This is a genomic window from Kitasatospora sp. NPDC002522, from assembly GCF_053595195.1.
On the sequence record NZ_JBSFXE010000009.1, the window covers coordinates 212,214 to 222,989 of the forward strand.

Below are 10,776 nucleotides of genomic sequence, written 5' to 3' on the forward strand. Positions count from 1 at the left end.
CGGCGCGGTGGACGGGGCCGAGCACCTGGTCAGCGGGGGAGACGGAGCAGCTCGGCGGTCTCGGCGCGCCGGTGCCAGGCGATGACGGCCAGCGGCACCATGAACAGGAACGGGGTGCCGGCGTTCTCGCCGTGCATCGCGGTGAGCTGGGTGACGAACGCGAACACCAGGAAGACGATGAGCGCCGTCGCCGCCGGCCCGGCCAGGCGGGGGAGCAACAGGCCGACGGCTCCGGCGAGTTCCACCAGTCCCGTGAGGTACATGAACCAATGGCCCACGCCGATGGCGTCGAAGACGGTGGTGGCGGCGGGGAGGGCGAGGAGCTTGGGCAGCGCGCTGGCCAGGGCGAAGAAGAGTGCGAGCACGATCCGCAGCGTCCAGACCGTCCGGACGGCGGCCTTGCCGGACTTCGTGGTGGTGGTGGGGGTGGTGGCGGTGGTGGACATTCAGGTCTCCCCGGTCGGCTGTCGTTGCTTTCTCAGGTCTGACGGCCGTGACCGCGCAAACTCATCGGTCCGGGGAGAGGAAATGTGGGTGAGCCCCCGAGGTGGGGCCTCGGGGGCTTCGGTTGACGGTGGTTCAGGAGCAGAAGGCGGCCTTGACGCTGGCGACGATGACGGCGCCCTGTTCCGGGGTGAGGGTGACGGTGCCCGCGCTGAACCGCTGGGCGGCGAAGGTGGCGAGGGCCGCGTCGTCCTTGCCCGCCTTGATCTCCTGGCAGACGCTGCGGGCCAGGGTGATCGCCTTGGTCTGGTCGGTGGCGATGTTGGGGTCGGCCGCCCGCAGGGCGGCCATCAGGCCGGCGGCCTGCGCGGCGTTCGGCGTCGGGACGCCGGCGGTCGGCGCGCCGCTTGAGGCGGCGGTGGTGGAGGCTCCGGTGCTGGGCGTCGCGATGGGGGCGGGCGTGCTGGAGGTCGCTGCGGGCGTGCTGGAGGCGGGTGCGGCCTTCGTGCTCGGCGCGCTGTCGGCGCTTCCGTCGTTGTTGCAGGCGGTGAGGGTCAGGAGGGCGGCCGCGGCGAGGCAGGCGGCAAGGGCTCGTGTGCGCATGCGGCCACGTTGGCATGGCGGTGAGGTCGGAACGGTCGTTGTGACGGTGCTGTGACAGGTCTGCGGCGATGGGGAGTTGGAAGCTGACGCGCCGCCGGGTGGCGGCCTCGGCGCGGGCGCCCGTTCGGACGTCCGCGCCCTCGGTCGGGCCTCGGTTTGCGGTCAGCTGGTGGTGCAGGTGGCGGTGGGCCAGGTGGTGCTGCCGTTCTTCATGATGGTCATGCCCCAGTTGTTGCCCGCGCCGTTGGGGGTCGCGACGAGGGTCTGGGTGTCGGGGTAGGTGGCGTTGACGTTCCAGGTGGTGCTGACCTTCTCAGGGGTTGGGACCTTCACGGTGACCTTCCAGGTGCTGGAGCCGGTCACCGTGACGTTGAGGTTGTAGCGGTCGCTCCAGGAGGCGCCGGCCGAGAGGGTGGCGGCGCAACTCCCACCGCCGGTCGAGCCGCCGTCGGTGGGGGCCACGGCGCGGCCGGTCTGCGGAGAGATCATGCCGGCGCACAGGCCGCGGGCGGCCAGGCTCTGGGCGATCTGCGGAATCGCCGCGAGCGTGTTCGCGGGCCACTCGTGCATCAGGATGACCTGGCCGTTGCCGAGCCGGCCGACCGCCTGCACGATCGCGGCGGTGCTCGCGCCGTTCCAGTCCTGCGAGTCGACGTCCCAAATGACCTCGGTCAGGCCGTACTTGGCCTCGACCGCCTTCAGCGTCGCGTTGGTCTCGCCGTACGGCGGGCGGAACAGCTTCGGCGTGCCGCCGCCTGCGGCGGCGATGGCCGACTGGGTGGTGCCGACCTCCGAGTCGATCTGCGCCTGGCTCTCCTGGATCAGGTGCGGGTGGGTGTAGCTGTGGTTGCCGATCCACATTCCGGCGGCGACCTCGGCCTTGACCTGCGCCGGGTAGGCGGCGGCGAACTGGCCCTCGTTGAACATCGTGGCGCGCAGGCCGTTCTGCTTGAGCGCGTTGAGCAACGCCGGGGTGTGGTCGTTGGACGGCCCGTCGTCGAAGGTGAGCCCGACGTAGCCGCTGCAGGTGGCGGCCTGTGCCGGTACGGCATCGACGGTGGCGGTGGCCGTGCCCGCCGCGGCCATCGCGGCGACGGCCAGTCCTGCGGTGAGCGTGCGGAGCGACGGATTCGTGATGCGCATGAGGGTGCGGCTCCTCGTCGTGTGCGGGTGCGGGTGGTCCGGAGGCGGCGACGGCGACAGTGTTGGCCTGGGCTCGACAAGCTGTCAACAGTTTCGATGTGCCAGGCGATAGATTCGCGGGCTCTCGGGTTTGCCTGATGGATGTGAAGTAGCTGGTGGAAGGCGCATTTGTCAGCGTGCCTCGAGAATGTGCGCCCAGGGCTGCCGTGAATCGCGCGTTGGTTTCGGCCGAGAATGCTCGCAACGTACAGCGATGAGTAGGTGAAAGTTTCGGGCGGGCGGGCCACCGTGCCCGCGAGGTGGTGGGGGTGTGGAAGCCTGTCGGGGTGGATGAGGATTCGAGTGGGGCGGTACTGGCCGCGGCTCTGCGGCGTGCGGCGGATCATCAGCGCGGGTTCGAGGCGCGCTTCGCGGCGTACTTCGACGCGGTGACCGACCCGGCGAGTGGGGGAGTGGAGTTGCCGGGGCACGGCGCGTTCCCGGCCCGTGCGCTCGGTCTGGTGCGGGAGTTGTCGCTGCGCGGGGGCAAACGGCTGCGGGTGGCGCTGCTGCACGAGGCGGCGGGGCTGGCCGCGGAGGAGCCGGTCGCGGGACTGGACGACGCGGCGGTCTGCCTCGAGTTGCTTCACACGCACGGGCTGATCCACGACGACCTCATCGACGACGCGCCGCTGCGCCGGGGCGGACCGTCGACGTACTACGCGTACCGGAGCGAGTTCCCGGAGCGGCCCGACACCGCGCTCGCCCTCGCGGTGCTGGCCGGCGACCTGGCGGCGTTCCTGTCCACGCGGGTGCTGCTGTCGGGCGGTCTGCCGCCGGACCGCGCGGTGGCGATGGCGGCGGTGGCGGTCGATGCGGGCGCTGCCGCGGTGCTCGGCCAATTCATCGATCTGGAACGGGACTTCGAGCCCGATGTGGGCCTGGACTTCCTGCACGCGGTCACCGAGTTCAAGTCGACGCGGTACTCGGTGCTCGCCCCGCTGCGCCTCGGCCTGCTGGCCGCGGGAGCCGATCCGGCCCCGTACGACGCCGAGTTGCGCGGCTACGCCACGGCGCTCGGCATCGCGAACCAGATCCACGACGACTGGCTGGACCTGTTCGGCGATCCGGCCGTGCTCGGCAAGCCCCTCGGGTCGGACATCCGCTCCGGCCGCCGCAGCTACGTCGTCCGGGCACTGCGGGCGGTCGCCGACGAGTCCGAACGGGATTTCCTGGAGGCGCTGCTGGGGGACCGGGACGGCGACGACGCCGCGCTCGACCGGCTCCGCCGGATCACCCGGTCCCGGGGCGTCGAGCGTGAACTGCGCGACGCGGCCGCCGGTTTCGCCCGCGAGGCGGGTGCCCGGGCCGCGGCATGGCACGGGCGGTGGCGCCCGGAAGCGGTGGCGTTCTTCGAACACCTACCGGCCTGGTCGGTCACCCGCGACCGCTAGGCCGGCCACTCGCCACGACCTGACCGCCGCCGGCCACCTGCCCAGCGGCGATGGGCGGTCGCGGTGGCCCGCTCAGTCGTCGAACCACACGACGAGGCGCACGTTGGCGTCCCCGTGCCGGGCTGCGAGTTCCTCCATGGCCTTCCAGACGGGCTGCCACTCGCCGGTTGCGGTGACGGCGTCCCTGCGGCGGATGGTGACCGATCGGTAGAGCGTGCCCCCGACGAGCCACTCACTGCCTTCGGGCCACTCCCGCACCTCGCCCATTGTCGTGCAAGCCGTCCTCGCTGTATCTCTCGGTCAGTTGGGCGAACCGTGCGGTCTCGGTGGCCGAGGCGTCGGCGGGCAGACCCCGGTGTGCGGCGACGGGGCGGGAAAGTCCGCGTAGTTGCGGACGCCGAAGAGGCAACCGGACGCGTCGTAGTCACGGCCCAGGTAGAGGGAGCCGAGGTCGTGTGCGGTGTGCCAGGTCGGCTCCTGGTGGTCTTGCGGCGCCCGGTATTCGAGGAAGCCGCTGATGTCTGTCCCCATGCCAGGCATTCTGCCGACTCCGTCAACCGACTTCGTCTGCACCGGACGTGACCGGCGCCGACGGTTTGTGGCCGTCCGTCAGGGGGAGTGCGGGGCAGGGCCGGTGGTCGCCGGGGAGGGCGGTTGGTGGTGGGCCGAGAGGCGGGCGAGGGTTTCCAGGGGGCGGGTGAGGACCTCGGAGAAGGCCAGTTCGGCGGCGCCGATCAGGACGGTGTCGCCGCCGAGTTCGCTGACCCGCAGGCGCAGGTGCTCGCGCACCGCGGCGAGGGCGTTGGTGTTGATCCGGCTGCGCACCTGTGCGGCGGACCCGAGGAAGACGTCCCGCAGGGTGCCACCGAGGATGACCAGGTCCGGATCGAACAGGTTGACGAGGTTGGCGATGCCGATGCCGAGCCAGTCCCCGACGCGGTGCAGCGCCGCCCGCGCGGTGACGTCCCCGTGGTCGGCGGCGATGACCACCGACCGTACGGCGTCGGCCCCGGTGACGCGGCCGTCCCGACCGGCGGCCTCCAGCAGGGCGCGCTCACCCGCCTCGGCCTCCAGGCAGCCGTGGGCTCCGCAGCCGCACGGCCGTCCCCGGTACGGGTTGACGGTCATGTGGCCGATCTCGCCGGCGTATCCGCGCTCCCCGCGCAGGAGTTCACCGTCGTTGATCACTCCGGCGCCGATCCCGATCTCGCCGTGGAGGTAGACGAGGTTCTGGCTTCCGCGGCCGATGCCGCGCCGGTGCTCGGCGAGCGCACCGAGGTTGGCCTCGTTCGCGACCAGGACCGGAACGTCGAGGCGGAGCCGGTCGGCGAACGCACCGGCGAAGTCGATGCCCTTCCAGCCCATGTTGGGGGTCAGGCTGACCAGCCCGTCGGGGTGGCGGACGATGCCGCGCACCGCCACGGCGACACCGACGCACGAACTGTCGGCCGGCGCGCGGGCCAGCATCTCGTGGGCGAACCCCGCGAGGACGTCGGCCACGCGGGCGGGGTCCTGCGGGGGACCGTCGGGCCACGGGCCGTCGCGCCGGTCCAGGAACACGCCGCCGAGTCCGATGCGGGCCACCGACAGGCGCTCCACGCCCAGGTCCACCGCCAGGACGTGCACCCGGGCGGACTCCGGTTTGACGACCAGTGAGGGCCGCCCGGCCCGGCCGGTCTCCTGCGGCAACTCCTCGCGGACCAGGCCCGCGGCCGTCAGATCGCCCACCAGGCCCAGGATGGTGCTGCGGTTGAGGCCGAGCCGGGTCGCCAGGACGGCCCGCGAGGTGGGCCCGTCGAAGTGGACGTGGCGCAGCAGCGCACTCAGGTTGTGCTGGCGGACCTCTTCCTGGGAAGGACCGGCTTTCATGGGAGGCGACCCTCATCGTCGGGCTGAGCGGCGGCGGGACATGGCGTCCACACCTGCGGCCACCAGCAGAACCGATCCCGTGACAGCGTACTTGACGCCCGAGGTGTACCCCATGAGTCCCATGCCGTTCTGGATCACCGCGACGACCAGGCCGCCCAGCACGGCGTCCACGACGCGGCCGCGGCCGCCGAACAGGCTGGTGCCGCCGATGACGGCGCTGCCGACCGCGAGCAACAGGACGTTGCTGCCACCGGTGTTGGGGTCCACCGAGTTGCCCCGGGAGGCGGCGATGATGCCGCCGACGGCGGCCAGGCAGGAGCAGATGACGAAGGCGGCGGTGCGGATGAAGGCGACGTTGATCCCGGCCCGCCGGGCGGCCTCGGCGCTGCCGCCCACCGCGTAGACGTGCAGACCGAAGCCGGTCCGCTGCAGGGTGAACGTGCCGAGCAGCAGCAGGGCCCCGATCACCGGCACGACGATGGGCACGCCCTTGAGCGAGCCGATGATGACGTTGCGGCTGCGTTCCTGGTTGAGCAGGTACACGGCCGCGCCGCCGAGCACGACGACGGCGCCGGTCCGGATGGCGAGGAGCGTCACCGGGGTGCCGGCCAGGCCCCGACCGCGCCGGTCGCGGCTGCGGCGCAGCTGCAGCACGGCGTACCCGGCGACGCAGCCGGCCAGCAGGAGCCAGCCGAGGACGGGGCTGAGGTTGTCGTTCGCGACGGCCAGGATGGTCGGGTCCTTGACCGAGACGTTCGTGCCCTCCTTCAGCAGCATCAGGACGACGCCCTGGAAACCGAGGAACGCGGCCAGCGTCACCACGAAGGAGGGGATGCCGACCTTGGCGACGAGCGTGCCGATGAGCAGGCCGATCGCCGCGCCGGTCAGCATCGCGGCGGCCACGGCGGCGTACCAGGGCCAGCCGTGGTCGGTCAGCAGGATGGCCAGCACCGCGGCGCATACGCCGCTGGCGTACCCGGCCGACAGGTCGATCTCGCCGAGGAGCAGGACGAAGACCAGCCCCATGGCGATGGCTATGCTGCCCGCGCTCTGGGTGAGCAGGTTGGCGAAGTTCAGGTTGGACAGGAAGACCGGGCGCAGCAGGGAGAAGAACACGCACAGGACGATCAGGCCGGCGACGGCGGGAAGGGCGCCGAGCTCGCCCGCGCGCACCTGGTCGAGGTAGCCGCGGCCGAGGTCCGCCAGGCCGGCGGCCGGGGGCCGGCCGTCCTCGGAGCCGGTGGGGCGGTGTGGCCGCTCGGGCTTCTGCGGGGCGAGGGCGGCGGTCATGCGGCGGCTCCGTTGGGGGTGGTCTGCGGGCCCAGGTCGCCGCTGCGGCCCGAGGTGATCAGTTCGACGACCTGAGCGTGGGTCACGTCGGAGGCCTTGACCTGCGCGGCCATCCGGCCGAGGTAGAGCGCGGCGATCCGGTCGGAGACCGCGAAGACGTCGTTCATGTTGTGCGAGATGAGCACGACGGCGAGGCCGTTGTCGGCCAGCCGGCGGACGAGTTCCAGGACCTGCGCGGTCTGGGCGACGCCCAGCGCCGCGGTGGGCTCGTCGAGGACCACGAGCTTGCTGTTCCAGAGCACCGCCTTGGCGATGGCCACGGTCTGGCGCTGGCCGCCGGAGAGGCTGGAGACCTTCTGGCGAAGGGACTTGACCGTGCGCACCGAGAGCCCGCGGAGCGTCGCGGCGGCCATCTCCTCCATGGTCGAGTCGTCCAGCACCAGGCCGCGGCGCTTCTCCCGGCCCAGGAACATGTTCTGGACGATGTCGAGGTTGTCGCACAGCGCGAGGTCCTGGTAAACGATCTCCACACCGAGCGCGGCGGCCTCGCGCGGGCTGTGCACCTGGACCGGCCGGCCTTCGAAGAGGTAGTCCCCCGCATCGATGGGGTGGATCCCGCCGATGCACTTGACGAGCGTCGACTTGCCCGCGCCGTTGTCGCCGACGAGTGCCGTGACCTCTCCCGCGTAGGCGCTGAGTGCGACGTCGTGCAGGACCTGGACGGGGCCGAAGCTCTTGTCGATCCCGCGCAGTTCGAGAGTCGGAGTTTCTGTCATGGGTGAGGCTCCTGGGAATGGGCGGGGTGGGCCCCGGGCCGGCGGCGGCCGGGGCCCACGGGTACGGCCGAGTGCTCGCGGGCTACTTGATGCCGGCCTTCGTGCACAGCGCGTCGTAGTCGCCGGTGCACAGCTGCGCCTTGGTGACGTAGCCGTCGGTGATGACGTCCTGGATGTTGTTCTTGAAGACGGCCTCGGGGGTCAGCAGCGCCGACGGGACGTCACGGTTGCCCGTCGGGTCGTGCACGGTGGCGTTGGTCTCGCCCTTCTTGCCGTTGGCCAGGGAGACCGCGAGCGCCGACGCCGCGTCGGCCTCCTTCTTCACGGCCTTGTAGACGGTCATGCACTGGTCGCCCGCCAGGATGCTCTGCAGGCCCTGCACCGTGGCGTCCTGACCGGTGATCGGCACCTGCCCGTTGCGGTGGTTCTTGCGCAGCACGGCGATCGCCGAGTTGGCCAGACCGTCGTTGGCCGCGAGCACCCCGCCGATGGCCGGCTGGCTGGTGTACATCTGCTCGAAGATGGTCTGCGCCTGGGCGTTGTCCCAGTCGGGCACCGACTGGTTGGGGCCCTTGGTGTACTCGCCGGACGCGTACAGCGGGTCCAGCACGCTGTTGTAGCCGTTGGCGAACAGGGTGGCGTTGTTGTCGGTCGGGGAGCCGTTGAGCTCGGCGACCACGGGGTTCTTGGCGCCCATGTCGGTCAGACACTTCGTCAGGCCCTGCCCCTGCAGCTTGCCGACCTGGGTGTTGTCGAAGCTGACGTAGTACTGGGCGGAGCCGCCGAGGGTGAGCCGGTCGTAGTCGATGGTGGCCACGCCCTGGCTCTTGGCCTTGTCGAGGACGGCCTTGCCGGTGCCGCTGTCGAGGTTGACGATGATCAGCACGTTCACGCCGCTGGTGATCATCTGGTCGGCGATCGTCTGGAACGCCTGCTTGTCGCCCTCGGCGTTCTGGATGTCGTAGTCCACGCCGGCGGCCTTGAAGGCCGCGGCGAGGTACGGCCGGTCCGCGGTCTCCCAGCGGACGGACGACTTGCTGTCCGGCAGGATCACGCCGATCTTCGGCTTCTTGGCGCCCGCCGAGTCGGCACCGGAGCCCGAGGAACCGCAGGCGGTGACCGTGGAGAGCAGAGCCGCTGACACGGCAGCGGTGGCGAACAGGAGCCCCTTGCGCATGGGCAGGGTCCTTTCGAGGCGTGTCCGACCAGCGCCGGACGTGCGGTGGCTGATGAAGGCGGGGGATGGGCACGAGCACGAAGCGGAAAGCAGCCGGCCCCTGTTTGTTGCCCGCGACAACATACGGCCTGCGATGGGGCCCGCCAAGCCCCCGCGTCGACCGGCGTGGGTAACGATCGAGTTACCGGAACGCGCGACAGGTGACGGTCGGTCGACAACGGAGCGGAGCCCCGGCCGCTGTGCGGCCGGGGCTCCCGGGGGGTGACGAGTGGTCAGTGCTGGAGCGTCAGGACGCCCGGCCGGTACGGAAGTTGGTCGTAGGGTCCGCCCGCGGTGGGGGACTTGCCCTGGTAGAGGAACTGCAGGTTGCAGGGGTCGATGGTCATGGTCTGGTCGGGGTTGTTGCGGACGAGGTCGCCGTGGCTGATGTCGTTGGTCCAGGTCGCGCCGCTGTTGGCCTTGCCCGCGAAGGGGTTGTTCTCGCTGGCGGCCTGCGGGGTCCAGGTGCCGCTCAGGCTGGTGGCGGTGAAGGAGCGGAAGTAGCGGCCGTTGGCGCCCATCGCCTCGACGATCATGAGGTACTGGTTCTGGTCCTTGACCTTGTAGACCTGCGGAGCCTCGAAGAGGTTCGCGGTCGTGTCGGTCATGACGGTGGTGTAGCTGGAGCCGAAGCTGCTGGGGAAGTTGCCGATGGGCATGCTGGCGCGGTAAATGCTGCCGTTGTCGCCGGCGAAGAACAGGTACATGTTCTGGTCGTCAGCGATCAGGGTCTGGTCGATCGGCCCGGTGCTGGACTTGGGGATGCTGCCGGTGAACAGCGGCTGCGGCGCCGACCAGCCGTTGGGGTTGGTGGGGTCGCTGGAGGTGCGGTAGATGAACGGCCACTGGCCCCACTGGTACGCCAGCACCCAGATCTTCTTCGGCGCGAAGTAGAACAGGGTGGGTGCGACCGCGGCCTGGCTCATGCCGCTCTGCCCGGCCGAGGCCATGTCGGACCAGTTGGTGAACGGGCTGAACATCATCGACCCGTACGACGACCCGGACACGTTCGACCCGTACACCAGGTGCTTGCCGTTGTAGACCACGTCGGTGAAGTCCTTCACCGACGCCCAGCCGTTCGCCGGCTGCGCGAGCGCGTCGGTGGACGACCAGCGGTACGTCGAGGGCAGCGCGCACGTGCCGCCCGGGGCGGGCGTCGTCGGGGTCGGCGCCGGAGTGGTCGATCCGGTCGGCCGGAGCGTCCAGTGCTGGTTGGCGGCTCCCCAGGAGTCCCAGATCTGGACGGGGGTGCCGTTGGCGGTCTGGTTGCCGGGGGTCTCCAGGGCCTTGCCGCTGGCGACGTTGGTCAGGGTGTACGAGCCGTCGCTGTTCCTGGCGGCCTTCCAGTGCTGGTTGGCACCGCCGTTGGCGTCCCAGACCAGGAGCTTCGTGCCGTTGGCGGTCTGGCCGCCCGGCTCGTCCAGGACCCGGCCGCTGGCGACGTTGGTCAGGGTGTAGGAGCCGTCGCCGTTCTTGGCGGCCTTCCACTGCTGGTTGGCAGCGCCGCTGGCGTCCCAGACCTGGAGCGGAGTGCCGTTGCCGTTCTGCCCGGCGGGCTCGTCCAGGACGCGTCCGGAGGCGCCCATCGCGGAGAGCGTGTAGACGGTGCCGGAGTCGATGCCGCCGCCCGGCGTGCCGCCGCCGGCGCCTCCGAGGGTGGTGAGGACGGCGTTGTAGGCGGCCTTCTTGTTGCCGCTGTTGTCGAACAGCAGCGGGTTCTCGCCGGTGCGCCAGGAGTCGCTGTCGCGGATGCCCCACACCGTGAGGCCGGTGCAGCGGGCGACGTTGAGGCAGGCCTGGACGGCGCTGGTGTAGGCGGTGGGGGACGCCTGGGCGATGTCGAGTTCGGTGATCTGGACGTCGACGCCGAGCGCGGCGAAGTTGGACAGGGTGGTCTGGAAGCTGGTCGGGGGTCCGCCGGCGCCGAAGTGGCTCTGGAAGCCGACGCAGTCGATCGGCACGCCACGGGACTTGAAGTCCTTGACCATGGCGTAGACGCCCT

11 protein-coding genes are annotated in these 10,776 nt (G+C 71.0%); 1 reads left to right on the forward strand and 10 read right to left on the reverse strand.

All coding sequences use genetic code 11. The features are described 5' to 3' along the window. Positions 1-29 precede the first annotated feature (29 nt). The 3 genes from ACWD4U_RS10610 to ACWD4U_RS10620 form a co-directional block, all read right to left on the reverse strand. Positions 30-446, reverse strand: a complete 417-nt coding sequence (locus ACWD4U_RS10610) for a DoxX family protein (RefSeq protein WP_363450309.1) — start codon at positions 444-446, stop codon at positions 30-32. 133 nt (positions 447-579) lie between these two features. Continuing rightward, complete coding sequence (locus ACWD4U_RS10615) at positions 580-1,047, reverse strand: DUF732 domain-containing protein (RefSeq protein WP_363450307.1); 468 nt, start codon at positions 1,045-1,047, stop codon at positions 580-582. Between the two features lie 162 nt (positions 1,048-1,209). Continuing rightward, positions 1,210-2,190 (reverse strand): polysaccharide deacetylase family protein, encoded by a 981-nt coding sequence (locus tag ACWD4U_RS10620; RefSeq protein ID WP_363450305.1) that lies wholly within the window; start codon positions 2,188-2,190, stop codon positions 1,210-1,212. Positions 2,191-2,516: 326 nt separating this feature from the next. Here ACWD4U_RS10620 and ACWD4U_RS10625 point away from each other — a divergent pair, with 326 nt between their 5' ends. Next, positions 2,517-3,623, forward strand: coding sequence for a polyprenyl synthetase family protein (locus ACWD4U_RS10625; protein WP_363450303.1), 1,107 nt, complete (start codon positions 2,517-2,519; stop codon positions 3,621-3,623). Between the two features lie 72 nt (positions 3,624-3,695). Here ACWD4U_RS10625 and ACWD4U_RS10630 read toward each other — a convergent pair whose 3' ends face one another. The 7 genes from ACWD4U_RS10630 to ACWD4U_RS10660 form a co-directional block, all read right to left on the reverse strand. Continuing rightward, positions 3,696-3,881, reverse strand: coding sequence for a hypothetical protein (locus ACWD4U_RS10630; RefSeq protein ID WP_363450301.1), 186 nt, complete (start codon positions 3,879-3,881; stop codon positions 3,696-3,698). Positions 3,882-3,923: 42 nt separating this feature from the next. Then, a complete protein-coding gene (locus ACWD4U_RS10635) occupies positions 3,924-4,154 on the reverse strand; it encodes a hypothetical protein (RefSeq protein ID WP_363450299.1) in 231 nt (76 codons plus the stop codon). 78 nt (positions 4,155-4,232) lie between these two features. Further along, positions 4,233-5,492: an ROK family transcriptional regulator gene (locus ACWD4U_RS10640; RefSeq protein WP_363450297.1), complete on the reverse strand. Its 1,260-nt coding sequence runs from the start codon at positions 5,490-5,492 to the stop codon at positions 4,233-4,235. 12 nt (positions 5,493-5,504) lie between these two features. Beyond that, complete coding sequence (locus ACWD4U_RS10645) at positions 5,505-6,782, reverse strand: sugar ABC transporter permease (protein WP_363450295.1); 1,278 nt, start codon at positions 6,780-6,782, stop codon at positions 5,505-5,507. Next, the gene (locus ACWD4U_RS10650; protein WP_363450293.1) at positions 6,779-7,558 is read right to left on the reverse strand and encodes an ATP-binding cassette domain-containing protein; all 780 of its coding nucleotides are present in this window, start codon (positions 7,556-7,558) and stop codon (positions 6,779-6,781) included. The genes ACWD4U_RS10645 and ACWD4U_RS10650 overlap by 4 nt, the downstream gene beginning before the upstream one ends. 82 nt (positions 7,559-7,640) lie before the next feature. After that, on the reverse strand, positions 7,641-8,735 hold the full coding sequence (locus ACWD4U_RS10655) for a sugar ABC transporter substrate-binding protein (protein WP_363450291.1): 1,095 nt from the start codon (positions 8,733-8,735) through the stop codon (positions 7,641-7,643). 272 nt (positions 8,736-9,007) lie between these two features. Then, the coding region (locus ACWD4U_RS10660) for a non-reducing end alpha-L-arabinofuranosidase family hydrolase (RefSeq protein WP_363450289.1) at positions 9,008-10,776 on the reverse strand (1,769 nt) is incomplete at its 5' end.